This is a genomic window from Rhodococcus sp. G-MC3 (assembly GCF_030063335.1).
GTDB lineage: Bacteria > Actinomycetota > Actinomycetes > Mycobacteriales > Mycobacteriaceae > Rhodococcoides.
The window spans coordinates 101,127-127,995 of the sequence record NZ_JASISW010000015.1 but is presented as its reverse complement, the minus strand read 5'-3'; the positions used below and the strand labels follow the sequence as shown (position 1 = coordinate 127,995).

Annotated in this window: 25 protein-coding genes; 4 read left to right on the top strand and 21 right to left on the bottom strand. The window is 61.7% G+C overall.

Going from position 1 to position 26,869, the window contains the following annotated elements; genetic code table 11:
• Positions 1–102: 102 nt before the first annotated feature.
• Positions 103–3,324, bottom strand: coding sequence for a DEAD/DEAH box helicase (locus QMK17_RS17525; protein WP_283510556.1), 3,222 nt, complete (start codon positions 3,322–3,324; stop codon positions 103–105).
• A 203-nt stretch (positions 3,325–3,527) separates the two neighbouring features.
• Here QMK17_RS17525 and QMK17_RS17520 point away from each other — a divergent pair, with 203 nt between their 5' ends.
• The gene (locus QMK17_RS17520; protein ID WP_283510555.1) at positions 3,528–4,910 is read left to right on the top strand and encodes an acyl-CoA dehydrogenase family protein; all 1,383 of its coding nucleotides are present in this window, start codon (positions 3,528–3,530) and stop codon (positions 4,908–4,910) included.
• 223 nt (positions 4,911–5,133) lie between these two features.
• Complete coding sequence (locus QMK17_RS17515) at positions 5,134–6,852, top strand: metallophosphoesterase family protein (RefSeq protein WP_283510554.1); 1,719 nt, start codon at positions 5,134–5,136, stop codon at positions 6,850–6,852.
• A gap of 66 nt (positions 6,853–6,918) precedes the next feature.
• Here the strand turns inward: QMK17_RS17515 and QMK17_RS17510 are convergent, their stop codons facing one another.
• From QMK17_RS17510 to QMK17_RS17495, 4 genes are read right to left on the bottom strand one after another with little or no spacing between them, the layout of a single operon-like run.
• Positions 6,919–7,581, bottom strand: coding sequence for an SIMPL domain-containing protein (locus QMK17_RS17510; RefSeq protein ID WP_283510553.1), 663 nt, complete (start codon positions 7,579–7,581; stop codon positions 6,919–6,921).
• A 57-nt stretch (positions 7,582–7,638) separates the two neighbouring features.
• Positions 7,639–10,812: a helicase HerA domain-containing protein gene (locus QMK17_RS17505; protein ID WP_283510552.1), complete on the bottom strand. Its 3,174-nt coding sequence runs from the start codon at positions 10,810–10,812 to the stop codon at positions 7,639–7,641.
• Entirely contained in the window at positions 10,809–11,492 is a 684-nt protein-coding gene (locus QMK17_RS17500) for a hypothetical protein (protein ID WP_283510551.1), read from the bottom strand. The genes QMK17_RS17505 and QMK17_RS17500 overlap by 4 nt, the downstream gene beginning before the upstream one ends.
• Positions 11,482–12,561 (bottom strand): endonuclease domain-containing protein, encoded by a 1,080-nt coding sequence (locus tag QMK17_RS17495; protein WP_283510550.1) that lies wholly within the window; start codon positions 12,559–12,561, stop codon positions 11,482–11,484. The genes QMK17_RS17500 and QMK17_RS17495 overlap by 11 nt, the downstream gene beginning before the upstream one ends.
• A gap of 213 nt (positions 12,562–12,774) precedes the next feature.
• Between QMK17_RS17495 and QMK17_RS17490 the strand changes: the two genes are divergently transcribed.
• Entirely contained in the window at positions 12,775–13,860 is a 1,086-nt protein-coding gene (locus QMK17_RS17490) for a DNA polymerase IV (protein ID WP_283510549.1), read from the top strand.
• On the opposite strand, the gene QMK17_RS17485 is transcribed toward QMK17_RS17490, so the two are convergent.
• The 3 genes from QMK17_RS17485 to QMK17_RS17475 form a co-directional block, all read right to left on the bottom strand.
• The gene (locus QMK17_RS17485) at positions 13,818–14,813 is read right to left on the bottom strand and encodes an MBL fold metallo-hydrolase (RefSeq protein ID WP_283510548.1); all 996 of its coding nucleotides are present in this window, start codon (positions 14,811–14,813) and stop codon (positions 13,818–13,820) included. The genes QMK17_RS17490 and QMK17_RS17485 overlap by 43 nt on opposite strands.
• Positions 14,814–14,905: 92 nt before the next feature.
• Positions 14,906–15,313 (bottom strand): CoA-binding protein, encoded by a 408-nt coding sequence (locus QMK17_RS17480; protein WP_283510547.1) that lies wholly within the window; start codon positions 15,311–15,313, stop codon positions 14,906–14,908.
• Between the two features lie 10 nt (positions 15,314–15,323).
• Positions 15,324–15,734 (bottom strand): DoxX family protein, encoded by a 411-nt coding sequence (locus QMK17_RS17475; protein WP_283510546.1) that lies wholly within the window; start codon positions 15,732–15,734, stop codon positions 15,324–15,326.
• A 115-nt stretch (positions 15,735–15,849) separates the two neighbouring features.
• On the opposite strand from QMK17_RS17475, the gene QMK17_RS17470 reads away from it, so the two are divergent.
• Complete coding sequence (locus QMK17_RS17470) at positions 15,850–16,137, top strand: hypothetical protein (RefSeq protein ID WP_283510545.1); 288 nt, start codon at positions 15,850–15,852, stop codon at positions 16,135–16,137.
• Positions 16,138–16,140: 3 nt separating this feature from the next.
• On the opposite strand, the gene QMK17_RS17465 is transcribed toward QMK17_RS17470, so the two are convergent.
• The 13 genes from QMK17_RS17465 to QMK17_RS17405 form a co-directional block, all read right to left on the bottom strand.
• Complete coding sequence (locus QMK17_RS17465; protein WP_283510544.1) at positions 16,141–17,286, bottom strand: YbfB/YjiJ family MFS transporter; 1,146 nt, start codon at positions 17,284–17,286, stop codon at positions 16,141–16,143.
• A gap of 79 nt (positions 17,287–17,365) precedes the next feature.
• Positions 17,366–17,773 carry a VOC family protein gene (locus tag QMK17_RS17460; RefSeq protein WP_283510568.1) on the bottom strand — a complete coding sequence of 136 codons (408 nt, stop codon included), beginning with the start codon at positions 17,771–17,773 and terminating at the stop codon, positions 17,366–17,368.
• Between the two features lie 70 nt (positions 17,774–17,843).
• Complete coding sequence (locus QMK17_RS17455) at positions 17,844–18,725, bottom strand: sucrase ferredoxin (RefSeq protein WP_283510543.1); 882 nt, start codon at positions 18,723–18,725, stop codon at positions 17,844–17,846.
• The gene (locus QMK17_RS17450; RefSeq protein ID WP_442972787.1) at positions 18,722–20,050 is read right to left on the bottom strand and encodes a cupin domain-containing protein; all 1,329 of its coding nucleotides are present in this window, start codon (positions 20,048–20,050) and stop codon (positions 18,722–18,724) included. Before QMK17_RS17450 ends, QMK17_RS17455 begins: the two co-directional genes overlap by 4 nt.
• Positions 20,047–20,301, bottom strand: a complete 255-nt coding sequence (locus tag QMK17_RS17445; RefSeq protein ID WP_283510542.1) for a BatC protein — start codon at positions 20,299–20,301, stop codon at positions 20,047–20,049. Before QMK17_RS17445 ends, QMK17_RS17450 begins: the two co-directional genes overlap by 4 nt.
• An 82-nt stretch (positions 20,302–20,383) precedes the next feature.
• Positions 20,384–21,007 carry a hypothetical protein gene (locus QMK17_RS17440; RefSeq protein ID WP_283510541.1) on the bottom strand — a complete coding sequence of 208 codons (624 nt, stop codon included), beginning with the start codon at positions 21,005–21,007 and terminating at the stop codon, positions 20,384–20,386.
• Between the two features lie 80 nt (positions 21,008–21,087).
• The gene (locus QMK17_RS17435) at positions 21,088–21,924 is read right to left on the bottom strand and encodes a methylamine utilization protein (protein WP_283510540.1); all 837 of its coding nucleotides are present in this window, start codon (positions 21,922–21,924) and stop codon (positions 21,088–21,090) included.
• 28 nt (positions 21,925–21,952) lie between these two features.
• Positions 21,953–22,231: a biphenyl 2,3-dioxygenase gene (locus QMK17_RS17430; protein WP_442972788.1), complete on the bottom strand. Its 279-nt coding sequence runs from the start codon at positions 22,229–22,231 to the stop codon at positions 21,953–21,955.
• 26 nt (positions 22,232–22,257) lie between these two features.
• Positions 22,258–22,599, bottom strand: coding sequence for a cupredoxin domain-containing protein (locus QMK17_RS17425; RefSeq protein ID WP_283510538.1), 342 nt, complete (start codon positions 22,597–22,599; stop codon positions 22,258–22,260).
• 10 nt (positions 22,600–22,609) lie between these two features.
• On the bottom strand, positions 22,610–24,175 hold the full coding sequence (locus QMK17_RS17420; RefSeq protein WP_283510566.1) for a multicopper oxidase family protein: 1,566 nt from the start codon (positions 24,173–24,175) through the stop codon (positions 22,610–22,612).
• A 20-nt stretch (positions 24,176–24,195) separates the two neighbouring features.
• Positions 24,196–25,506, bottom strand: a complete 1,311-nt coding sequence (locus QMK17_RS17415) for a hypothetical protein (protein ID WP_283510537.1) — start codon at positions 25,504–25,506, stop codon at positions 24,196–24,198.
• Positions 25,503–26,105 (bottom strand): methylamine dehydrogenase light chain, encoded by a 603-nt coding sequence (locus QMK17_RS17410; RefSeq protein WP_283510565.1) that lies wholly within the window; start codon positions 26,103–26,105, stop codon positions 25,503–25,505. The genes QMK17_RS17415 and QMK17_RS17410 overlap by 4 nt, the downstream gene beginning before the upstream one ends.
• A 135-nt stretch (positions 26,106–26,240) precedes the next feature.
• The gene (locus tag QMK17_RS17405) at positions 26,241–26,852 is read right to left on the bottom strand and encodes a redoxin domain-containing protein (protein ID WP_283510536.1); all 612 of its coding nucleotides are present in this window, start codon (positions 26,850–26,852) and stop codon (positions 26,241–26,243) included.
• Positions 26,853–26,869: the final 17 nt, after the last annotated feature.

Genomic DNA, 26,869 nt, shown 5'->3' with positions numbered 1-26,869 from the left:
ACGGCAGAAGCGGAAACAGTCGTATTCTCGGACACAGGGCTCCCCGGTGGGTCGTGACGAGTTGGCGTGAGAACCCTCATCATCGGCCTCCGGGAGCCCGCCTCACCGCAACGACACGACCCCACCGGCCGGGTTTACCGCGCCCTCACCTGCACTCCATTTCCGGAAGAGCCCCTTTTCCTCGATGGTGCCGCGGGCGATGTATCGATGCACAAACACAGTGCGCGTCTGCCCGATTCGATGTGCTCGATCGACTGCCTGCGCCTCGGTGGCAGGGTTCCACCACGGATCGAGCACGAAGCAGTAGTCGGCCTCGGTGAGGGTCAAACCGACCCCGCCGGCTTTCAGGCTGATCAGAAACACTGACGCCGCTCCTGTTCTGAATCGCTCCACGACGTCGCTCCGATTGTGTGTGGCACCGTCCAGGTAGGCCAAGGTGATGCCTTCGGTTTCGAGTCGATCTCGGATTCGTCCGAGGAACCTGGTGAACTGACTGAAGACGAGCGCGCGGTGCCCGCCGTCGATGACCTCCTTCAGTTGAGATACCAGCTCCTCGATCTTGGCGCTGGGAACATCGTCGTGTTGCGGTTCTACGAGCGCTACGTCGAGGCTCAGTTGCCGCAGAATTGTCAGCGATTGCAGGATTACAACGCGGTTGCGTTCGAAGTCGTGGAGTAAGCCCAAGACTTTCTGGCGTTCCCGGGCCAACCGCGTCTCGTATATACGTCGGTGTCGGGGATTCAACTGTACTTCGACCATTTGCTCTTGCTTGGCGGGAAGATCCTGTGCCACTACCTCTTTAGTCCGTCGTAGTACCAGGGGTCTGATTCGACGTCGCAGTGTGGCGAGCGTGACCGAGTCCCCCTTCTTCTCGATGGGGTGTCGATATGCGTTCGTGAATTTGCTGGCCGACGGGAACAATCCAGGAGATGTGATCGACAGCAGCGCCCACAGTTCCATGACGTTGTTCTCCATCGGGGTGCCCGTGATGGCGAGCTTGAAGGGTGCACTCAACCGTCGCGCGCAGTGATAAGACTTGCTCTTGTGGTTCTTGACGTACTGGGCCTCGTCGAGAATGAGACCGGACCACGGCACCGCGTCGAAGTCTTCGAAGTCCAGCCGGAAAACGGTATAGGACGTCACGACGATGTCGGCGCCCGCTGCCATCTCGGCGATGGTTGTTCGACGCCGTGAACGGGTCCCCAGTGCTGTGGCCACGGTGAGGCCGGGAGCAAAACGTGCGGCCTCACGCGCCCAATTGTGTACGACGCTTGTGGGGGCGACGATCACGAAGGGTGCCGGAAGTGGACCGTCCTCTTTGACTTTGGCGATCATCGCCAATGTCTGGATCGTCTTTCCCAGTCCCATGTCGTCGGCGAGGATGCCGCCGAGCCCAGAGCGCCAGAGGAAGTGGAGCCAGGAATATCCGTCGAGCTGATATGGCCGCAGTTCGGCGTCGAAATCTGTCGGTGGTGTCGGGGCAGTGATCGAACCGAGTGTCGACAACGCGGCCACTTGTTCCCGCCAGGCTCTCGCTTGGCGGCTGACCTCGCCGAGCTCTGCCAGTTCCTCCCACAACGACACCTGGTACCGGCTTATTCGCAGTGGGCCATCCGGTGTGTCCTGCAATGACCGTGCTTCTTCCACGAGCGTTCTCAGCGTGTGGAAGGAGGGTCTGTCGAGTGAGAAGAAGCGTCCGTCGCCGAGCAGCACATGGTGGTCTCCTCGCGCAATCGCGGTAAGTACCGTGGCGAACTCGATGTCGGTTCCATCGATGCTGAGCACTACGCCGAGGTCGAACCAGTCGTTCTCGCCGCGGACGGATGTGGTCGACACCGCGATACGGACGCTCTCGCTGACGTTGTGGAAGTCGGGTACGTTTCCGCTCCTGTCGACGTGGACGTTGTCGTAGCCATCCAAAAGGCTCAGGCGTTCGGTGACGAACAGGGCAGCCGTTGTGCCGGCGAGGGTGAAAGGGTGAAACGCAGTGCGTTGGTCGGCGGGTAGGCCCAGCAGTGAAAGCACAGTGCGGAGAAGGTTGCTCTCGGCGGGGCCGTCGCGTACCTCGGTGGTGACGTCGCGTGAGTCCGCAGGAAAGTCGAGTTCAGTATCGTCGACGTAGTAGCGCCACCGTGCGCTCACGTGCATGGAATCTTCGGTCACAAATGTCAGGACGATGTGAAGTTCAGGCTCGGAAATCGTGGGCGGAGTGTAAGTGCCGTCCGACGATACGATGGCCGAACTGCGCTGTAACGCGGGTAGATACGATGCGGCGAACGTGACCCGATCTTCCATGGGGATGTCGATTGGCGAGGCTGTGGACGCGACGCGACGGAGATCTCGCGGAATCGGCTTGATCAATCGGGCGAGGCCGAAGCGGTGGATGCGGCCACCGTCACGTGCATCGTTGGCCCAGTGAATGATTCCTGATCCATCGTCGCCGAGAAAGCGTCTCTGATCGGCAGGCACGAGGGCACCATCGACGGTTATCCGTCCTTCGACCTGTAGACCGTGTGTGCCGGTGATATCGAGCTCGAACTGTGCTTTCCTGGGCCAGGGGAGTGACCCGGATTGTCCGACGAGCGGCAACTCGTAGTCGGCCAGGTCCGACAGGAGATCCCACAGTAGGCGGCCAGAGACGTCGGCGAGATCGATCGAGTTGGGTAGTGATCGGTAGAACGAATCCGCGGCGCGTCCATGTGAGCGCATCAGGTGCAGCGAATGCAGTTCGCGCAGTAGGTCGATTCTACGTTCGACAACAGGATCTGGGGAATACGGGAGGGTGCTCCAGGAGATGTCTTTTCTGGTCCACGCGCCGGATGCATGCGAGTGCACGGGCCGAGCCAGGAGCCGAACCGCGTTCGAGTCGTTGTCCGGTAACTCGAGTTCGAGTTCCAGCCCGACAGTGAGTTCGGGTGCTCGCCGAGTGTCTGGACCTTTCCGTTCGCGCAGCAGGGGCGAAAGGGCTGTCGCCCAATGTTCTGCCGAGGTGAGTGGTGCACCTCCGCTTGAATCGCGGGAGTCCTTGTGTGCTTGCAGCAGTACCGCGACGACATGCTTGCAGTTGAATACGACTGGGCAGTTGCATTGTCCGTAGTCGACGGCGACCATTCGTCCATGCTCGACCGCCAGTGACACCGAAGCGGAGTATGGCGTTGCGCGGTTTCCGCGCACCGACGCGGACAGTGTGGACGCCCCTTCGCTCCAGCACACGTATCCAACACGACCTTCGTGGAAGTACTGCGTTCCGCGCTCGAAGGTCGTTGTTCCAAAGCGCTGTTCGTGTGCGGTGAAATCCAGATCATTCATCGATGGCATCGTCATGGTCGGCGATGGTAAGCGCGGACACCGACAAGAAATCCCGCAATTTTCGCTGGTCACAGCCGTACCCCTTCTGGGGCCAGATTGGTTGTGACGGTCATGGATGAGCGTGCGCCGTCTTCTCAGCGGAGTGCACCCATGTGTCGCGGGTCACTTTGCGGGTATGCGTCACAGCGTCAACGCCGATTACGATTTATGGGGGATCCATGGCTTTCGATCTCACGCCCACGCCTGCGCAACACGAGTTGGTCACCCGGACGCACGACTTCGCCGAGAACGTCGTGCGTCCGGTTGCAGCGCGATACGACCGTGAACAAGAGTTTCCGTGGGAGGTGCTCGAGGAGGCAGCGCAGGCAGGTTTTTACAGTCCGCTGTTTTATCGGGATCTCATCGGTGATCCGACAGGTTTATCGCTGCCGATGTTCATGGAAGAACTGTTCTGGGGATGCGCCGGCATCGGGTTGGCGGTCGTGATGCCTGCATTGGCGCTGTCGGCTATCGGGCAGGCGGCGTCTCCGGAACAAATGCTGGAGTGGGCGCCCGAGTGCTTCGGTACGCCAGGAGACTTGAAACTCGCAGCTCTGGCGATCTCCGAGCCGGAGGGCGGAAGCGACGTTCGAAATCTGAGGACCCGGGCTCGCCGCGACGGTGACGACTGGATTCTCGACGGTCACAAGATGTGGATCGGTAACGGCGGCATCGCCAACGTCCATGTAGTCAATGCTGTCGTCGACGACGAACTGGGTCACAAAGGCCAGGCCCTCTTCATCGTCCCCGGCGGAACGCCCGGTCTCACGCTTGTTCGCAAACTGGACAAACTCGGGTGCCGGGCATCGCACACGGCGGAGCTCTTGTTCGAGAACTGCCGTGTTCCAGGAGCGAACCTACTTGGCGGAGAGGAGAAGCTCGAATACAAGCTGGCCAAGGCTCGTGAGGCTGTGGAGGGCGGAAAGCATTCCGGCTCGGCGACACTCGGAACGTTCGAGCAGACGCGTCCGATGGTCGCTGCGCAGGCCTTGGGAATCGCGCGGGCGTCCTTGGAATACGCGACCCAGTACGCGAACGAGCGTGAGGCTTTCGGCGGACCGATCATCGACAAGCAGGGAATAGCATTTCCGTTGGCGGATCTGGCAATGCGCATCGACGCAGCGCGGTTGCTGACGTGGCGGGCGAGCTGGATGGCGGCGTCGGGTGTGCCCTTCGAACGGGGCGAGGGGTCGATGTCGAAACTGGCGGCGAGCGAAGTGGCCGTCGATGCAACTTCGAGAGCAATTCAGACGTGCGGTGGGTGGGGATACATCACCGATCACCCGCTCGAAAAGTGGTATCGAGATGCGAAGCTGTACACCATCTTCGAGGGGACGAGCGAGATTCAGCGTGTGGTCATCTCGCACGCACTCGGTGCGAACGATGGCGCGCCGCCGCTACACGTGGAGATGGAGCCTGCAGGAAGCATGTTCAACAAGAAATTCGGACGAGGTACGTCTGCACGCACGAAAGCCATGGATACCGCTATGTCGTGGAAAGACCGTGTGCCAGCGCCTGCGATGAAGGCTGCGATGTCGTTCATCCGGCCGCCGAGGAAGTGACGAAGGTGTGGACTCCTACGCTCGGACACATCTGGAACCGACAGTAGGAGTGGCGAATACGCAGTGCGGAGAGCCTTCTCGCGCATCGCAGTGGCGGGACGCGTTCCCGTAGCTGTCCCTTTGGTGCTGGTTCGTCCCGTTCTTTGATGCTGTTCACCTGGAGTTCATTCACGAGTTGGTTGTACGCGTTGGTAAGTACTCCTGCCGGGGGAACAGTCGCGACATGCCGATCAATCCGCAGGGAGAAACCGTCGCTACCGGGGTTCCGGAGACACTTGCCGCACAGATGACGATGGCCGAACAACACGATTGGCATCGCTCTTTTCTGCGGCGAAATCCGGTATCGCGGCGTAACTTCCTCGTGGGCTCGGCGGCTGCGGCGACAGTTGCTGCAGTCGGGAATGCGCGGTGGTCCGGCATCGCGTACGCGCAGGACGCGCCGCTGGCGGTCGGTGGCCGGCACACGTCGTTCGGTGCGGATTCGGCCTCTCAGCTGCGGTTCTCAGCGCAGCTGTCGCGCAATCCCGGCGTGACGGGAGTGTTCCTCGACCACGGCCCGACGCCTGCACTCGGCGCGACGACGTCAGCCGAAGTACGCAACCTCGTGAGCCAGGTTCCACAGACCGATGGTGGAATTCTCGGCGCCGAGCAGTTCTACGTCCACGTCCCGGTCGACGGCCTGGCGCCCAGGACTCCACACTTCTACCGGTGGCGTACCAACGACGGCTACGTGAGCGATGTGCAGTCGGTTTCGACGGCGCTGCCACCGGGACGCGTTGCACCGTTCCGTTTCACGATGATGGGTGATCAGGGTGTCGACGAGACGCCGAGTCAGCCCGCGGGACTGAAGGCAGGCGACTACGACGACCTGTACTACAAAGCGGACAACGAGCCGTCGGTGCGGCACGCGGCGAACATCGTCCGGCAGATCGCGGCCAGCAGGCCCGACTTCCATGTGCTGGCAGGTGATATCGCCTACGCGGACCCGTCGGGAGCCGGGTTGCCGCCGCAGTTCGCACCGAGTGGCGTCACGCCGCCGAAGGGGTTCGACAAGTACAACCCGTTCGTATGGGACGGTTACTTCGCGGCGATCGAGCCGAGCTCAGCGACCACCCCGTGGTTCTTCGCCACCGGTAACCACGATATGGAGGCGCTGTACAGCTCGAACGGCTACGGTGGTCATGCTGCTCGGCTCGACCAGCCCGAGAACGGCCCTGCCGGTTGCCCTTCGGTGTATTCGTTCGTCTATGGCAATGTCGCCGTGCTGTCCCTCGACGCCAACGATGTTTCCTACGAGATCAAGGCCAACACCGGGTACAGCGGCGGCGCGCAGAACACCTGGGTGGAGCAGACGCTGGCGAAGTATCGAGCGGACAGCAATATCGATTTCATCGTTTGCTTCTTCCACCACTGTGCGTATTCGACAACGCAGGCCCATGCCAGTGATGGCGGCGTTCGTGATGCGTGGGCCGCGCTTTTCGATCGCTACGAAGTGGATGCCGTTCTGCAAGGGCACAATCACGTGTTCGAGCGGACTGATCCGATCCGAGGTGGCCGCCCGACGAAGGTTGCCGGTGATCAGGCGGTCGTTTATACCCGGAACGACGGGACGGTGTACTACACGGTCGGAGGCGGCGGCCGGCCGCGCTACACGTTCCAACCGTCGGAGCAAGAGTCGTACCGCGGCAATGTGCTGGCGGACAACAGTGTTCCCAACAGCTATGTGTGGTCGCCCGAAGGTGAGAAGCAGGACGAGGCCGTCCAGTGGTCACGCGTCCGTTTCAGGAACTACTCGTTCATCAGCGTCGATGTGGTTCCTGGGATTCCCGGCATTGTGCCGAGCGAGATGCGCATCGCGGCCGTGGACGAATACGGCCGCGAGTTCGATCGCCTCACTTTCCGGCGAGATGTTCCGTTGGGTGGAGTGTTCGGGTCGTCCTAGTGCGGCTTCGCCGCCCGTGCGTGTTCAAGCACGCCAGGCCGCAACTAAACACTCACGGCCTGTACCTCAGCTGGCGGCAAATCTGGCGTGGACTTCGGACCGAATCGTGATGGCCTGTGGCTTGAGCTCGAAGCCGTCCTCGGCGCTCTTGTAGGCGCGCGCAGCCACCGCATACTCCTGATCCGATGCGGACACTCCGAGCAATCCGGGGTCGGCGATTGCAAGCGCAATGATGGACGACCTTCCCACACTCTCGGCGTACACTTCTGCCTTCTCGACGGCATCCTGCACGGCGAGTGTCCGGACGTGACGCGATTTCTCGGCGGCGCTGTCGTCCGTCAACTTCCAGTCGAAATGGCCGATGTCGACGCCGTCGAGCGCGGAGACCGCATAGACGAATGCGTCGATCACGTCGATCTGACTGAACTCGACGTCGATCGACGCCAGCGCTTGGTAAACGTAGGGGAGCTGTTCGCCGTCGTGATTGAACGGCCGATTACGAGAATGTCGAACCTGGTCCAGCGACCAGGTGTCGATCGGCCCGTCCGACGGGTTGAACAGTGGGTCGATCAACCCGGTGAGCTCCTTGACCAGCATGTGAGCGGGTTCGGCCGCCGACTCCGCGGTGCGCCCGTCGGACCGCACAGTGAGGTGGACCGTGCAGCGTTCGGGTGGGAACGTGGCGTGCCCTTGGCCAACGACCGTGATTTCGACGGCATGCGAATCCATGGTTTCGAGTGTGGCACAGGGAACGAGCGGCGAGCACGCCGCTCGTTCGTTGACTCCTCAGATGTGCTTGTCGATCGGCTTGTGTGCCAGGTCGATGACTTCTTCCGATGTAAGCGGACTTTTGGGGTGGTAGCTGAGACACAGGGGAGTCTGAATCTTGTTGAACCCTTCTCCCTCGACTGCCGCGTAGAATTGACCGGTTTTCAGCCGGCCGATGTCTGTGGCCGAGCTGCCTTTGGCCTGTGCCATCTCCTTGGCTGCGTCGATTTGCACCGGACTGTTCAGGAAGCCGAAAAATTGTGTCGCTGCGTTGCCTGGGATTCGATTGTTCAACCCCTTCGGCGCCTGAGTCGCGAAGACGAGTCCCAAACCGTATTTGCGGGCCTGTGAGGCCAGAGCCAACGTGCTTTGAGTACACGCGGTCATGGCGCCTGACGGTGCGAGGGTCTGTGCCTCGTCCATAACGAAGAGGCCGCCCAGCGGCTTGTCTCCTGCCGGGTTCTTCTTGATCCACGCGAACAACGCCATCTGAAGTTGATTGACGAAGCTCTGCCGCTGCTCGTCGGACGGGAGACCGACCATGCTGATCACCGAGACCCGTGCACGCTTGCCAGGTGACGGTGTCAGAAGCAGGCCCGGGTCGACCGGTGTGCCCTCGCCTCCGAACATTGGATCGGTCACCATCGAAGCGCGGAGAGTTTGAGCGATATCGGCGGCAATCTTCTCCGAGTTCTCGAGATTGCTTATGTAGTCGGGAAATTCGGACAACAGGTCGATGAACTGGACCAAGCTGCTGCTGGACGTGCGACCGAAGTGCTCCAAAGCTTGCTTCAATATGGCCTGTTGCTGAAGCGCTTTCGAGGTGTTCCCAGCTATCCGAGCGCGCGGAGCGAGTGTGGCAACGGCTGCATCGATTGCTTCGTCGAACTCGTCCGGGAAGTCAACGACACTCGCAAAGTCGGGCAGCGGCTGGAAGCTGATCGGCCGCCCAGCGGATCGTCTTGGTGTCCATACGACCACCTCTGTATTGCGGTGGTACTCAGCAGCCCTGCTGATTTCGGTGCCGTCCCAGTGAGGCGGAGGCGTGGGCCACTCGAGGCCTAGACGAGCCAAGTCGTTGTTTGGGTCGAGGACGATCGCAGATACCCCGCGCAGCGCGCACTCCTCCACCAACCGCCGGATGAGGACAGTTTTACCGGAACCCGATCCCGCAAAGATTGCTGTGTGCTTACGCAGAGCTTCGAGATCGACATGTTGGTGGCCAGTGCCGTCGATGCGACTCCCGAGTGGGACAGTTCGCGGGTCGATCGCCAGTTCTTGAATGATCGGCGTCGGCTGTTCGTCGGTCGGCCCATCGGTAGGCGCGTCGATGACGTCGGCAGTTGGCGCGCCGGTGACGGTGAACAATCCCGAATCCGTAGTGGTCTGATCGTCCAGCGCGTCGATCAGCACCTTGATCCGGTGGGCCGGGCGACGTGCGCTGAGCCACGGGTCGAGAAACGAGGAACCTTCATCGAGCATGGCGTTGAGTGCCGACAACGAGGCCAACTCGTCTTCGGATATCAACAGCGTGCGTCCGCCCGCTCGCTCGAATTCATTGACCGCTTCAGCAGTTTTCGGACCTTTCGACCACGCCACGTTGCGAATGACGAATAGCTTGCGACGTGAGATCCCTGTGTGAAGGCCCGCTGTTGTGGACGCAGCTCGAAGGCGGTTGAGAACGGCCACTGCACTTTCCGACGCAATGGCACGGAACGCCCAGTGCTGCTCGTCTTCGGTTGCGGGGTCCAGCTTCTGGCGCAAGCGAGCATGAAGGGCGGGCTTCGCGCTCGGGAGATTGTCGAGGGAGAATGCGTCGCCGATGCCGCCCAGTTCCTTGATCCACGCGGTGAGGCCTGCCGAAAGCAGCGGTGGAATCAGCTTGTCCTCGTATTTGTGGCTGGTAGGAAGATTGGTGACAGCCTGTGCGCGAAACTCCTCGAACTTGGTGTCGAGGAGTTCGAGTTCGGTCTCGTCACTGTCGCCGCCGATCACATCAGCTTGATCACCGACGAGATCGACGAGCTCGGTTACTTGCCCCAATTCCAAGCACCGTCGTATGTGCTTGTCTACGTTGATCATCAATTGGCGAGGTGTGATGCCCTCTGCCGAAGCGAAGGCCGATGGCGACACCGGCCATGTCGGATAGGGTGGTTCGAAGTTGAGTGGGCCGTACTTGGCCTTGAAGCGCTTCGCAAGAATCTCTTCGGCAATGGAACCCGCAGGGAGTCCTTTGAGTGACTTGCTGGTGCGGAAGCGGTCGCGGACAGTACGGCTTGCTGTTCCTTCGATCAAAGTCCATACGCTCGGCAGGCAAGCCACGACTGACGCCGTCCGGCCAAGATTCTCCCGGAGGGACATGAGGCCGTGTGCAACTTGTTCGAGAACGAGATTGTCGAACGAGTCGGGGTCGCTCTCCGCTTCAGTGGACGAACGTGATTGGGCCAGCAGCGTATCGATCTGGTCGACCGCCAAGACAGACGGACCGGTCGCGGCGAGCAACCGAGATATGTCACGCACTACTTGCTGGGGAGAGATGACAGTTGGTTGAATTCCCCACTGCTCACGAGATCCCGCTTGAACTTCGTCGATCGACTGGAGAAATGCGTTTCCCACATCGAGAACACTCAGATCGCTTGTCGCGTAAAGAGTCAAGGCTCTCAAGGTGGACTGGCTCTGATTGACGAGCCGAGGATGGACACCGTGAACCGCAGCGATAAATTTGTCCAGCACCTCTGGCGTCAGCACGTTCTCACCGATAATTGCTCGGCGTTCGGCGCGACTGATGTTCGCAGTCGACGCCAGCCGCCACAGAAATAGCCGGAGTTGCGTTCCTTGTTCCGGGGCTGGCCGTGTCAGATCGTCAAGCATTCCCACTACGGTTGTCTGCCAAAACGTTGTCGCGTCCAACAATCCAATGAGGAAAAAGTATCCTCCATTGGCCTGTACACGTTCCCGCACCTGGCCCAGTAGATGCGTTTTTCCCGAGCCAGCTTCACCCCTCAGTGCGACTCCGATAGGACTTGCATCGTCGCTCGCGTCGGCATCGTCGAAGGCATCCATCATGAGGTTCAGCGCGGTGTCGTGAAGTGAATGAGCGTGAAGTTCCGACTGTGAGCGCCAGACGTCGTCAGGCGTAGGTGCCCAGTTGAGTCTGATCGATCGCAGTGCCTTACGTTCGAGGGGTTTCATGACGCCTCGATCGCGATCAGATGAACTGGTCTGCCGGCGATTGTGATGGCGGCACCTCGGACCGATTCCTTCAACGCCTTTTGGTTCTCCTCAGCGATCAAGCTGACATCATCAGCCCGATACATATCACCGAGAGCCCTGTCCAGTTTAGGTTTGGGAATGTCTTTCAGTGCTCCCCGTACGTCCAACAGAGTCACCCATGCACCTCGCCTGGGCGCAATTGATGTGTACGCCGTTCGGATTCGCGCGTCGATGCTTTCGTTGCTGGGTGGCGTCATCGGTGTCACCGGCGAAGTCTTTGGGGCCAGATCAGGCTGGACCGCCTCTACTTGGGCGTCCGCTCGGAAGACATCGGAAGGCCGAAGATCTTGCCGGTCGAGAAAACGTTGTAACCCCCCGAGAATTGCGTACATTCCTCGCGCCTGAGGCGTTGCGCGGGGCGGTGGTCCGCTTTTCAGTTCGCGCGCGCATTCGGCCCATCCCCTATCGGTGAGGGAGTGCACCATCGGTGATTTGGTGCGGTCGGTCTCGATGAGCCTCAGTCGGTTCAGTCGCTCCCGGTGGTCCTTCTTGAGCTCAGGACCGAGTTCGTTCAGACGAGTGTTGGACGTCTCCTCCGCCTGAGACATCAGCACGAGGAGAATCACTCTCTCGGTACCGGTCAGTTCGTCACTCGCCACTGGGTGTCCCTTCGGTATGTGTACTACGCGAAGTCACGCTCCGCTTGTTCTCGATGAAGTTCTCGATTGCGGAGACTACAGCGGCCACGTCGTCGAAGATTTGCCTGTTAGTGAACCGCAAGACGGCATGCCCGTGAACCTGCAGGACAACGTCCCTCTCACGGTCACGTTCGAACTTGACCTTCTGCCGGTGGTCCTCGCCGTCGACTTCGACGACGCAGTGTTCATCCGGCCACCTCAAGTCGACCACAAATCGCTCGTGTAGAGGAGTGAGCTGAAATGGCTGATTCCATTCACGCCCGAATGCCCACCCACACCGGAGCAGGGCACGTTCGAGCTTCTTCTCGGCTTCACTTCCAGGGTGAGGTTTTCCGGCAACCGCAGGAACGTGAATTTCGACGAGGTTGCGTGCGGCCGTGCCTGCACACTTGGTTGCTGGTGGGGAAATGTCGAACGGCTGAACACGATCGGAGTCGATGTCGTCGGGCCCCACGATCCAGACGGTGAAGCCTCCCCGCTGGCAAAGCCATTCGCTCGCGCCGACCAACTGGACCTGTTGCTCTGTCGTCAGCGTGCTGTCAACGCTCAGCAGCACCGTTACAAGCGAACGTTCGTAGGTGCTCGCGATTAATCGTCGCAGTCCCTCGGCGAGAGTCCGATCGATGAATGGTTGGTTCATCGAACGCCCGAGTAGTCCGGATTCGGCCATGGCGCTGACGAATGGGCCGAAATGGTCCGACTGTGACGCTAGATCCGCTGCGAGTTTTCTCGCGGCCATGAGATCGAGCCGATTCGGGCCAGCCAGATCCTCCGCGCCTGGCAACCACGTAGGGAACATCGCTCGCGCCGCTGTTTCAAGGCCGTCGAGTACCAGCGTGACAACTTGGCCCTGTGATCGAACTATCGAGATAGGGATCGTGATCACTGCCGGTGCGCCTGGGGGCAACGGGTCGAGGTTCGCAGCGACCTCGAGAGCGTTCGCGCCGACCAAGAGTGTGACGCGGATGTTGGAAACAGCCCGGTACCAAGCGCTGGCGCCGTGCCAGTGGGATTCGTAGATATCGGACATCCCGTCGAGTTTGTCACGGCTCGATGCGCGGTGCATCCGGCGAGAGAGGGCGGAGTAACGCCATCTGCAGCGTTGCCGACGACCTGGGGGTAAGTTAATTCACTCGAATGACTCAGATGGTCTATTCAACCGAAATCGAAGTTACGACGTGAAATCGCCCGAAAAGGCGTCGTAACCTCGATGTCGGCGGGGCGTGTGACGCAGAATGTCCCCATGACACCCCCCGCGCGCCGACGGTGGGTGCTGCATGTCGATATGGATCAGTTCATCGCCGCTGTCGAAGTGCTGCGCAATCCGGATCTCGTCGGTAAGCAGGTTGTGGTCGGCGGCAGGGGAGACCCGACGGAACGAGGCGTCGTCTCGACGGCTTCCTACGAGGCCCGTGCATTCGGAGTGGGCTCAGGGATGCCTCTTCGCGTTGCAGTCAAGAAGCTCCCTGACGCGATCTTCTTGCCGGTCGACGGCGAGGCGTACACGGAGGCGTCGAACAATGTCATGGACGCGGTCCGAAGCCTCGGCGTGGTGGTCGAGGTAATGGGTTGGGACGAAGCATTTCTCGGCGTCGAGACCGATGACCCGGTGGCGTTTGCCACGCGGGTGCACGACACCGTGTTCGACGCCACAGCCCTGCATTGCTCGGTTGGCATCGGGGACAACAAGTTACGCGCCAAGATCGCCACCGACTTCGGCAAACCCCAGGGAATCTACATGCTCACCTCGGACAACTGGTTCGAGGTGATGGGAGACAAGTCCACCGATGCACTGTGGGGGATCGGTAAGAAGACCGCGAAAAAGCTCGCGACACTCGGAATCACGACGGTGGCCGAGCTGGCAGTGACCGACGACGAGGTCCTGGCCGCGGCATTCGGGCCCAAAACCGGACCGTGGATCGGCACAAAGGGGCGCGGCGTCGACCTTTCCCCGGTGTCAGCCGAGCCGTGGGTTGCGCGCTCGCACAGTCGTGAGACGACGTTTCAACACGACCTCGACGACTGGACCGTCGTGACCGAGGAAGTTCGACGCCTCGCGCTGCGTGTACGCGATGACCTTCTGGCCGAGGACCGGATGGCCATTCGGGTCACACTCAAGGTTCGGTACGTGCCCTTCGAAACACACACCACAACAACGCCACTCGCGGGTCCGACATTCGATCCCCACATCATCTCCGACGCCGCAGCGGCATTGATCGATCGCCTCGATCACACACGCGCAGTAAGGCTCATGGGCGTACGACTGGAGATGACACCACAGAACGTTCAGACCTTGGCAAACAATGCAGGCGACGATTCGGGCACCTGAGCAACCAGGTTCAGCGTCACGAGGTGGCGCAGGTGGGCCGCGGCTTCGGACAGCGCCATCGTTTTGCCCATGGGTGAAATCTCGGCCCACGGCTTGTACCACTTCATCCGCTCCGCGACCTGCCAGACGGTGATCTCGTCGCTGCCGAATGCGGCGTGCAGGTGATCGAGGCGCTCCTGATGGTGTTCGACGAGCTCTCCGGCCCTTCCCGCAACGTTATCGATGGGAAGGCCGTGCGCACCGAGGCCGCGAGTGACGTTCATTGTCTGCACTCGCCTCAGCGAGTCCATGAACTCGGCGAGTGCATCACGTTCTTCCAGCGGATAGGCGAAGTTGCCGACGTGCGGTGTGGTCTTTTGCAGTACATGATCGCCGGTGAACATCACGTCGGACTCGGGTAGATAAAAACACACATGACCGGGGGTGTGTCCGGGAGTGAATACCGCCCGCAGATCGCGCCCGGCCAACTTCACGACATCGCCGTCGACCAAGATGCGGTCGGGTGCCGAGTCCGGCCCGGTAGGAGCCCAGAGTCCGACTTTCTGCCACGCCGCGATGTCGGACTCGGGCGCACCGGCCGCGGTCATGTTGGCCTTTTCCTGCTCGACCCATAGCTCGGTGCGGGGAGCGGTCATGTCGGCGAACTGAGAGTGATCAGCTTCGTGCATGGCGATCCAGGCTCCGGAAGCAGCGCGAACACGGCCGCACAAACCGATGTGGTCGGGGTGGAAGTGCGTGAGGACGACGCCCTCGACATCGGTGATCGAATGACCGATTGCTTCCAAGCCGGACGTCAACCCGTTCCATGCGTTGTCGTCGTCCCAACCTGCGTCGACCAGGATCAACCCGCCAGGCGACTCCATGGCGTACACCAGCGTGTTACCCAATGGGTTGTCGGTGATGGGGACGGGAATCTGGAAGATGCCGTCGCCGATTGCCGCTGCGTCGCCCATGTCACTACCTCGTTGCTTGGTCCAAGTAACTAGTTCTGTTCACTCCATACTGACCGCGGAGGCCTCAGGTGTTCACACCGGGTCGAGTTCAGCTAGCGGCGACGCCATTCGATCGCCGGACAGGTGTCCATCACCATCGGAACCCCAGCTGCGATCGTTCGGTCGAATGCGGCCACGTCGATCACTCCGAGCTGGAACCACACGGCCTTGGCACCGACAGCCACGGCTTCGTCGGCGAACCGCCCGGCCGAGTCTGATCGTCGAAACACATCGACGACGTCGATCGGGAACGGAACATCGGCGAGCGTGGCGTAACCCTGTTCGCCGAGAACCTTCGGAACACTCGGATGGATGGGGACGATCCTTTTGCCGCGTCGTTGCAGAACCGCTGCAATCTCGTACGCGGTTCGGTGTGGATTGCCAGATAATCCGACGACAGCCCAGGTCTGGAGCTCGTCGAGCATCAGGTCAACGGACGTCGATTCCTGCCAGGAGGTCATGAAAAGAAAGCTACACCGGCTCGACTCGAGAATCGCGCGATCGCCACGCTGCCCACGCTCCGGTGCACCACAGTGCCCACGCGATCAGCAGAGGTTGGAAGAGCAGCCTGATCCCACGGCCGGTATCGGTATCGAGACCGAAAGCGTCTGTATGCGTGATGAATTGCGAGATGTTTCCCGGGAATACCGCAACAAAGAAGGCTGCGATGACCCAACCGAGGACAACTCGTCGGCGAACCAGGAAGACGAGTGCAAGGCCAAGAACGACCTCGACGACGCCTGAAGCGAGAACGACGAAGTCCGCATCGAGTGGTACCCACGTCGGGACCTGAGCCTGGAATGTGGACCGCGCCCAGAACAGGTGGCTGAGGCCCGCGAACACCAGGAATGCTCCGAGCAGAACACGAGCAACTGTCTTCATATCGACGATGGTCCCCCAGGGGTGGGCCAGGTTCACCCCTGGGGTCGGTATCGAAGGGGACCGATAGCGACGAAAGTTGTCTTTGTCCAGCAGAGCCGATCAAAGGAAACAATCGATGAACCTTCGCCGCATCACTGCCACAGTCGCTTTCGCAGCATTCTTCGCCGGTTCGGCCGCTTCTGTAGCTCAGGCCTTGCCGATCGACCCGGTGAACGGTCCCGGCAAGGGATGCCCGATCGTCAACACCGATTCCAACGGCAACGAGACGGTCACCTATGCCAAACCGGGGGACCGAAACGGCATGCTGGTGTGCGGAAGCGACGGCGAATGGTCGTTCAGTAGGAAGGCCGGAACTTACAACGGCCAGATGCAGGTTCCCAACCAAGGTGTCTCGCAGCGGTAAGTGTCACTCACCTGACGTGCCGGCGTGCAGTCGAGCAACGAAGACCGCGCCGACTGATCCGAGGGCCAGGACAACTGCCGCCACGACGAATGCGACGGTGTAGGAATCCCCGAGCGCTGGGGCCACCACGAGTGGCCCCAGGACCTGCCCGAGTCCGTAGACCGCGGTAAGGGTTGCGGCCGTCCGCCCGATCGGCAGACCGGCCGCCATGCTCAGGGTAAGCAGGGTAATTCCCATGAACGTCCCACCGAACATGATCGCGGACGCGATGGCGACCGCCGAGTTTCCGGACAGTGCCGGTAAGAGTGCTGAGACCGTCTGAACTGCGAATGCTGCGGCGAGGGCCCGACGGACCTGGATGCGGCGGGCGACGGCTTGCCACACGAATGTCGCCGGGAGTGCAGAGAGTCCGACGACGATCCACACTGTTGGGCCGATCGACGAATTGCCATGTCCGCCAGCAGCGGCAACGAGAAATGTGCCGACGATGATGTAGCCGAGGCCTTCCAGGAAATAGACGCCCATCAGTACTCGCCACGTCAGGAGTTCGCGGTTCGAGGGCCCGGCCTCGTTGTCGGAGAGTCGACTTTCGGCGTGAACTTTCAGCGTGAGTGCCGGGGTGATCAGCGCAGCCGTCAGTATCGCGGAGGCTATCCACAGCATTTCCCATGAAAGATGAGGTGCAGCAACGAGTGTGAGCACGCCCGATGCGGCGATGCCTGCACCCACACCGCCGAATGTGATGCCGGGGGAGGAACCGATTTGCTTGGCTACAGTACTCGCGCACGCGAGAAACACCGCTGCACTCGCAAGACCGGCGATCAGCCTCAGTATCGAGAACGCGAACGTGTTGTCGACGAACGCCATCGCGACTTCGGTGGCGACGAGTACAGCGGCCCACGCCCGCAATGTCGTGGTGCTGTTGAGCCCCGGGCGGAGCGACAACATTACTGCGCCCAGAAGGTATCCGGCATAATTCGCGGTCGCGATGATGGCGCCGCTGCTCGGTGAGATGCCTGCCGAGTCCACCATGATCGGCAGGATCGGGGTGAATACGAATCGCCCGACACCCATGGCCGCGGCAAGGCCAGCAGCTGCCGCAATCGACACGCGTCGACCGTGCGACGACACACCCCCGAGTTCATTCACTCGGCTAACGATACCCACCCCATGTGCGTGCGAATACACACCCTGCTGTGTATTCGCACGCGCATGGGCACGAAGTGCCCTACGCGCTGATATTCACCAGCCAGTTGATACCGAACTTGTCGGTGAGCATGCCGAACGTGTCACCCCACGGAGCCTTGTTCAGGCCCATGGCGTTCTGGGCGCCGACAGCAAGCTTGTCCCAATAACCCGACAATTCCGCTTCGTCCTCGCCGCTGAGCGAGACGGAGATGTTGTCGCCCACCTCGAGGCTCATGCTTGCTGGGGTGTCTGCGGCCATCAGCGTCAAACCGCTGGGGGACACCAGTTGACCGTGCATGATCTGGTCCTTCTCGGCGGGATCCTCGCTCGCACCGAAGTCGGCGAAGGTATTCAACGTAAGTTCCCCGCCGAACACGGTCTCGTAGAACTCCATTGCTTGACGGGCATTCCCACGAAAATTGAGGTACGGGTTGAGTCGCGTGGCCATGATGTCTCCCTCGTCGGCGGTGAGGCGCTCATAGTAGAACGACACCGAGCCGACGCGCGCGAAATCCGGCCTACTCGCTGATGGACACGAGCTGAAATGTTCGGACGCCGCCCGGCCTGGTCGCAGCGCACGTGGTGGTGATCGGCTCTGATAGTCCTTGCTCCAACATGACAACAAGATGCTGCCCGTCATGGTCGAGAGTGACGGTGAGGGTCGAGCCGTCCTGTTCGACAGACACCGGGTGAAATGTATCGATCCTGTTATCGAACAGGGCTTCGCGTGCATGGTGTTGCGCTACCTGGACCGGCGCCGGTAGTGAACTCCGGCCTCGAAGGAATCGCGGTTCGACGAGCCCCTGCCGGTGTGCGTCCACGATCGCTACCACATCGGAGTCGTCGACGTTGCCGTAATAGAGACCTTCGGGGAACACGATCATGGTTCCCGCGAACCGATCGCCGCCCAAATGGGAACATTCCCACGTGTTCTCCGGATCGTGGTCCATCAGCGGCGGAAGCACTCTGCGGCCGCGGACCGCGCAACACCGATCGTGGCGGCCATGCGCGCAGACCGCCACGATCGGTTGATTCGACGGCGCTCCGGTGGATCCGTCCAGCGGTAGCGTGAGAACTTCCTCGGGTGCGCTGACCTCGCCCCACTTGATGCTCTCGGACCCGACGCGCGAGTCGACGATCGCCCACCGCCAGCGGCCTTCACCACGCCGCCGTCCTGGACGCCGGATGGCGAGCGTTCGCATGCCTGCCGACTCGGCGCGACGTGCGATGCGCAGGCCGAGATCGGGGTCGAGCGCCCTCTCTGCGTTCAAGAAAGCCGAATGGCCCCACGGGCTGTCGATCTCGAGGAGGAACCAGCGAAGCCCCTGCGATCCAGTTCCGGTGAGGGCATCGCCGCGCTCTCGTGCAGCATCGCTGCACGGTAGTGCAGGGCTCGTCACGGCAGTAGGTTCGTCACGGCAGTAGGGCTGGTCACGGCTGTAGGGCTGGTCAGGGTGGTCGGCTCGTCAGGCGCTGGAACCAACACGGCCTCGCGGAGAAGCCGCCGGGCGACGACGATTGCGCTGTTGGAATCGAGCCCGACCAGATCGCCGACCCTACAAGGCTTTCCGGTCTGTAGTTGGGCTATCGAAGCAGACGCCTCAATGGGAAACGACACGGTCTTGCCTCTCAGTCCGAGGTGAACCTTGTTGTCGTCGCTGGTGATCCGGGCCGTCAGCCCTTGCCGCCAGAGAACAGTGCTGTCGGCGTGGATCGAGCTCATGAAAGACACTGTGCGAAGCGGGTTCACGGGCTCGGGACGAGTGATGTCGACGAAACGTCGACCCAGTCGTTCAGCGATGCGGAGTCGAGCTGCGGGGTCGTCGCGCAAGTGGTCGAGGACCGATGCGATGTCGTCGATGACCCGGTCGACGAACGGCAGCATTGCGTCCGGATCGGTCGGATCGATGCCGGCGGGAAGAGGCTCCCTCATGGTGGCGTCGTCCTGCAACGACTCGAAGACGCGGTGTGCGACGTCGAACCGATTCAACGAGGCCACACCAATAGTCACGTGAATCGTTGTGTCGCCGAGAGCTTCTGCCGCGTGAATCCACCCACGGGGGAGGTAGAGCGCATCGCCGGGCTGCAGAACTGTATCGACCGTAGGAGCTTCCCTGGCGCGTTCCTCGACTGCACTTCGGCGTTCCGACCACGGTTGGCTCGACAGTGGGTGAGTGTGAACGGGCGGGTGCAGGATCCAGCGTTTCTCGCCACTGATCTGCAGTACGAAGACGTCGTGCACGTCGTAGTGCGGTGAGAAACCGGTAGACGAGGCCGGAGTGATGTAGGCGTTGACCTGCGCGGGGTGGCCCACATCGTCGACGAGATCACGGGCGAAATCGATCAGCGGTGGCCACAATCGGTGCAGACCCTGAAGGACGAGAGTGTGGCCATCCGCGAACGCGGACAGCACGCCCGCGGAATCCAGCTGGTCGGTCATCTCTGCTCCGAAGCCGCCGGAGGAGGTGAACTCCGACTTGTCGAGCAGCGCCCCGTCCTTGGCCATTCGCGCGAAGGGCGTCCGCACGCCGCGGTGTGAGACGAGTTCGTCCACGGACGCGGCCGAGAGGAGGTCCTCGAACGATCCGGGCAGCTGATCCGCTCGGGACAGAAGCGGCTTTCGACCCCAATAGTCGTCGGCGAACGCAAGTTCGTCGACGGATATCAGACGACCGAGCGCGGACCGGAGTTTCGGTCCGCGCTGGTCAGGGGGCTGGTGGCTCAAGCCGTGCCGTCTGCGCCGCCGTCGTGCCCGTTGGGGTTGGAGCCGCCGTCGGCGGGACCTTCGCCCGGACCTGCAGTGCCGTCTGCGCCGCCGTCGTGCCCGTTGGGGTTGGAGCCGCCGTCGGCGGGACCTTCGCCCGGACCTGCGGTGCCGTCTGCGCCGCCGTCGTGCCCGTTGGGGTTCGAGCCGCCGTCGGCGGGACCTTCGCCGCCGGATCCGCTCGTGGTGATGTCGTCGTCGTTGATGCTCATCGAATGCCTTTCGGTCGACGTACTTCGGGTGAGCGAGGGGGCTGCCCCGCTCGGAGACCTGGATTGACGAATCGGGTCGCTTTCAAACCCGCCGAGCAGTATGTCCGTTCCAGGGCATGGAAATGGTCGATGACCGGGCGATGGCATCGGCAAGGTAGACATCGACGTCCAGATCGAAGGGCGATGATTCGAGGCCGCGTCTGATCGTCTCGAGGTACATCTCGGCGGGCCCGCCGCGCTCGCGCATCGTCGAACTGGTGAAGGTCACCGCCGGTACATCGTCGATGTCCGGCAGTCGCAACATCGCGTCGTACTTCCCGCGGAATGCTTCTCCACCACGGTCGATGTCGAGTACCGCGTAGCTGCCGATGGAGACGGACTCGGGCGAGACCTGCTCGACGGCCTCGACCGCATTTTCGACAGCGACGAGGTGAGTGAATTGGCTCCGGTCGATCAGGTAGGCATGCGCGACGGATTCTCCGCTCCCACGCTCGTGGGAAACGAACGCGGCCGATCCTGTCCATCGTTGGGAGACGCCGGCGAAATAAAGCGCGTGGTCTAGCCACAGCCACCGTTCTTCGGTAGGGAGAACCGCCGATGGCGCCGGTGGATGAGCGCCGAACGGACTCGTTGCGTCTGAACCAGTCAGGTAGGTGTGAAAGCGTTCTGCCAGCAGATTCGACCCGTAGGAGACATACCAAACCATGCCGGAAAGTGTAGGGGGGCTCCGCGCCAGTAGCCCAACAAGTGCACCCCTTGCACTTGTTGGGCCACTGTAGGCGTTGATCAGGCCAGAGTGATGCCGGCAAACACCGAGAGGCCGACCAGAACGGCACCCGTCAGAGCCTGCACACGACGATCCACAACGCACATGAGTGAAAGAAAACCTGGCATCGACCCACCCCGGTGAGTGTGGACGATTGCCAATGCGCTCGGCATGCAGCGCCCGAGCGAGACGGCGACGAACAGTGCGGCTCCGAGGACGGGCGACCCGGCTGCTGCCACACCGAGCGCCATCAAGTAATAGGCGCTGGAGCGAATGTAGATCAGGAATCCGGGTCCGATGATAGCTCCGAAGAGGAGCGACACCTTCCACGGCTCCATGCTGCGGCGCAGATGACGGGGAAGCTGTTGCCGACGCATAGGGGTCGGCATGCTCACGAGCCCCAGTTCGTGCAGGCCGTAGGCCAGTGCGAGTGCAGCCCAGACGCCGAGCATCGGTGCAATGGGCACAGTACCGAGAACGGCGCCGCCCACAGCGCCGATCAGTGCACCCGTCACCGATCCGGTCATGATGGAGCCGGTTGCGTGCCAGGCCAATCGTCGAACTGGAGTCGACGACCCTTTTCGGCCCGGCTGTTTGGGCGCTACGACCACGCCGGCGACCGACATGCCGCATGTCGACCAGTTGGCAGCAAGCGCCGTGACCGCGCCGGCAGCGACGACTGCGCCGGTGAGGCCGGACGCCGCGGTCGGGGAGGCGGTGAGCGCCGCGCCCGCACCGACGGCGACTGCCGACGAGACCAGAACGGCGCGCGTTCCCAGTCCTACCGAGCTGCTCATGGCAGGGCGGATCTGAGGCATATCCTGTTGGAGTGCAGTGTGGTCGATCATCGTTGTCATTTCAAACCTCCTTCGATGGTGGTTCGCATCAGCCGACGTGAACCGTTCCGGACATGTACGGGTGAATCGAACAGTGATATTCCACGTCACCCGGCGTGTCGAATGTGAACCGAAAAGTGCTGTCTCCGTTGACACCACTGTCGAACACGCCGTCGGCGTGCACTTCGTGAAGCAAGCCGCCATCACCGAAGCGCCACTCGACCGTGCCGCCGACGGGAACCTCGACCTCCTGGGGCTCGAACCGAACATTGCTGATCAGAACCGTCGCATCGACCTGTGGTTCCGACGCGCACCCGCCTGTGAGCATCAGAAGTGCGAGTCCGACAAAGGTTCTCACTCCTCGACGATGACCGTGCCGAGCATCATCGGGTGCGGGGTGCAGTGATAGTCGAATGTGCCTGCCTCCTCGAAGGTGTAGCTGTATGAACCCTCGGTCAGCAATTCGCTCTTGAATGTTTCGTCGCTCGATTCGACGACGTCATGAGGGAGGCCGTTGTCGTCGAAGATCCACTCGACGGTGTCACCCTTCTTGACGGTGACAGACGCCGGGCTGTAGCTCATGTTCTCTACCCGCACTGTGGCAGTCGGTGCGTCGCTACTCCCGGAGTCGCTGCTGCACGCGGTGAAGCCGAGCAGTGCAGCCACAGTCGCTGTCAGGACAAGAAATTTCTTCATCGTTTACCTCTCATCGGACGTACATCAGATTCGCCGTCATGCCGGCTTCGAAGTGGTAGGCGTTGTGACAGTGGAACATCCACTCTCCGGGATTGTCGGCGTCGAACTCGATCGCAAGCGATGTCCCGGGCAGGACATTGACTGTGTCGCGACGGAGTCCCCCGTACTGCGGTATCGCGAACGTGTGGCCATGGGTATGCATCGGATGCCACATGGTCGAGGTGTTGTTCATGGTGATCCGAACGCGGTCTCCCTGGTTCATGACGAGCTTGCCTGCGTCGGCTCCGGCCATCGCCCAGACGTACCTGTCACCGGCCTGGAGTAAATCGATGCTGTACTCGCGATCGGGGGATTTCGACGCGAGCTTTGTGCTCTCTGCCGGTCGAAGCGCACTCTCCAGCACGAGTTGTCGTCCAAGTTCCGGAATCGACCCACCGACATCGGGGTTGGACATTGGGGGCGCGTCAAGGCTTCTCAGTACGCTCGATGCGTAGCCGGGGCGTCCTTCCACCGCGGCCACCATCGGCCACGCTCCGGAAGCGACGGTGACCAGAACGTCGTAACGTTGTGCCATCCCGACGATGATTGCGTCGGCCTCTACTGGTTCGACGTCGTACCCGTCGACGGCGAGGATGGTCATGCGGTGCCCCGCGACAGCGAATCGATACGGAGTTTCCGCTCCAGCGTTGATGATGCGCACACGCAGCCGTGATCCGGCAGCGACCTCGATCACCTGTGGGTCGTTCGGCGGTCGTCCGTTGATCAGATGCAACGGGTAGGCGATGTGCTGAGTCATTCCACCGAGGGCCTCGGAATCACCGTGGCCCGCGGACGTCAGCGACGTAGCAACAACGGCTTCGTCCGCCCCGACCGGCAGCGGCGGCGCTGCACCACCGTGCCCCGCGTGACCGCCGCCGTGCAAGTCAGGGTTCAATGCAGCCATCACAGCGTCGGGCGTCGTTCCGAGGCCGTCGACCCAGTCGTCGAGGACCAGCACTGCGTCGGCATCTGCACCCGTCGCGTCCTGGGGATCCTCGACGATCAGAGCGCCGAACAGACCGCGGTCGGCTTGCAGACCCGAATGCGAGTGGTACCAGTATGTTCCGGGATCGGGTGCGATAAACGAATAGTCGAACGTGCTTCCCGGGGCGATCGCAGCCTGGGTCACCGGCGGTACACCGTCCATGTCGTTCCGGATTCGGATGCCGTGCCAATGGATGCTCGTGTCGGTCTCCAAAGAATTGGTCACCGATGCGTGCATCGTATCGCCGGCAGACAACCTCAGCTCCGGTGCAACAGCGCCGGTTCCGTAAGTCCAGGTGTTCACGAGTCGCCCGCCTAGATCGACGGGTGCAAATCCAGCGGCAAGGGCATACGCCGCAGTCCTACCGGTGGATGTTCTAGCGGCTTCGGCCGCAGCCACTTCCGGGTCGGTGGCCTTGATGTAGTCGAGCTTGTCGGTGGTCCCGGACGCAGCCCCTGACGAGGAGCTGCATGCGGTCACTCCGAGTGCGCCGATTCCCGCCAGGCCGACGCCTGCTGTCGCGAGGGACAAGAAGCGGCGTCGGCCGAGCATCAACCGGGGTTCCGGTCGATTCACTCCATCACCTCGGGGGTAATCAGGTTGGTGATCGGATTGACAGCGCCATCGATGTACACCGAGCTGACTTGCTGGCCCGTTGCGGCATCGAACCCGACGAGTTTCTGGGGTGCTTCACCGTCCACTTCCGCGCCGTCACCGAGGACGTAGAACGTCTTTCCGTCGACGCTGTAGGCCATCGACGAGAAACTCTCGATTCCTATGTCCGCCAATGTCAGTGTGCGAACAGGCGACAGATTCGCGGCGTCGAACACGACAACCTTCGCTACCGAACCACCGCGTGCCGAGTCGGGATGGACGATGGAATCGGTATAGGTGATCGCCAACCTCGTTGCGTCGGCGTTGATCACATTCTCCGAGAAGCGTCCCGATGGGTCGCCCGCGTTTCCGATCGGTTGGACAACAGTTGTGGGCAGCCCGTTCGAGACGTCGAAGACGAACACGTCACCGTTCTCGCTGACCAACAGAGCCTTCTTGGCTTCCTCGGCGAAGGTGGTCTTGCGTGCACTGACGAAATCGTCCGGAAGAACCTTTTCTCGTCCGACCTCGGTCGGCACGCCGTCGTCACCGATGTTGACGTGCAACAGTTCTCGGGTGTCCTCGCACACGCTGTACAGATCATGGCCGACCATCCAGGTGAACGGTCCGCATCCGACGAGTCGAATCGCGCCGGATTCCTCGCCCGCCTCGAGATCCACGACCCGGATTCCATACAGTCCGTCGTCCCAGCTGACGAAGTATTTTCCGTCGGAGGTGACCGCATTCGATCCCTCGCGTGAGTGCACACGGGCTACGTCGGGAAGCTCGGCCTCCTTCGGCTCGAGCAAGTTGCCCGAATACGTGCTGACGGTGAAGTCCGCGGCGCCACGAGAGCCTCGTGGTCGCCATACCTCGGCGGCGACGATTGCCGGATCGCTGCTGCTCTCGCCGACGAATCCGTGTACGACCGGATCCCAGATGCCTGCTCCGACGGTGACACGCGTCGTCACCTTGCCCGTTGCTGGATCCAGTGCGTTGACGGTCATTTCGAGCTTGCCGAATCCTCCCTCGATGCCGAGGATCTGGTCGGCGCCGATCGGAGTTATCTCACCGACATGCAGGGGCTCGGGGATCTGACCCGTAATCTCTTGATCTTCCTCACCGAGGCCGATTCCGTCTCCGGGAGCAGTAAATTCGGCACTGGGGTAGGTCACCTCGGTAGAAGACGCGGATTCCTCGGTGTTCTCGCTCGAGCTGCAGGAGGTGACGGCGAGGAGGGCCGCGAGTGGGGCGGCAGCGAGTGCTGCTTTGCGGCGATGTCGTGTCACGAGCCGGCTCCGACCTTCGGGCGGGCAGCGGGACGGGCTTGGCAGTCGGCGCCCACAATGGGCGCCATGGTGCACGTGTAGGCCTGCGACTCGTCCGAGACGCACCAGATGATTTCCTGGTCGTAGCTGCCACTGACGGGGTTGTACATCGAAGCCTGCATGTCCGGTTCGCCGCAGAAAGAATTGGAGCAACTCGGCGCCCCGCAGCAGTCGTAGTAGGCAATGAGATACGTCTTGCCGTCGGCGGGATTGGTGCAACATCCGACCCAGAACTCCGCACCGGGCTTCGAACCGGGAGCGCAGGTGGTGAGGCCACCGCCTTCGCATGCGGCACAGGAAGTTCCGTCCATGCTGCACCAGCGCCAATAGTCACATTCGGCTGGGTTACTGCCGTCGTATTCCGGGACTTGCGGCTCCGGAGCGGGAGTTGCAGGCGTCTGTTGTGCGTAAGCACGAGAGACCGGAAGTGAGCTGACGATCGCTACTCCCGATGCACCGAGAGTCCAACGGCCGATTCTCGAGATCATCGATCGGCGTGAGACTCGTTCGGAAAGTTTACGTCCTGAGCGACTCGCGAAACTGCCGCCGCGGCCGGCCATCCATTCGACCTGTTCGGCGACGGTGTCCTCATCGACCGGGTAACGCTGTTCGGTGGGACCCGAGTGTTCGTGATTGTCCACGTGCTCTCCGTTCGTCAGGGGGGTGTGAAAAACTCAGGGGGGGGGTGAAAAAATTTAGGCGACGCCGCGCTTGTGGGCGGCCTGGGTGTGCAGGTGCTGGAGTGAGGGAGTGCCGGATTCCAGTGCATTGAGCAAGCTTTCGACCTGCGCCATGTGATTGCACAGTCCCTTGGCCTTGATCTTGCCGTGTTCGTCGAGCATCACTCCGAACGGAGTGGTGCCCACCTGGTAGGCGATGCCGACGTCGCGACCGTCGATGTAGCTCAGCTCGTCGCCGATTCCGGCGCCGGCGAGGAATTCGGCGTGCTCGGCCGGGGTCCCGTCGGAGATCATGACGATGTCCACGTCGCCCTCACCCCTGGCCATGGCCTTCATGCCGGGAAGCAACGACTTGCAGGTCGAGCAGCCGGGGGCGGTGAACAGAAGTAGCTGAGGGCGATCACGATGGCCCGCCACGCTCACGGTCCGACCGACGTGATCGGTGAGTCCGTGGAAGGTCGGTCCGACTTGCTCGATCTTCGGGCCGGTATCCATCATGCGCGCCCCGAGGGGCCCGAGACGTACCTGAACTCGGCCGATTTCTCGTGCGAGGCCGAGGATCATCAGAAGCAGTCCGACGACCGAGGCTGTGAGAAGGACTGTCATCGTCAGGAGAAAGACATTCATGGAGTGGACCTTTCGAG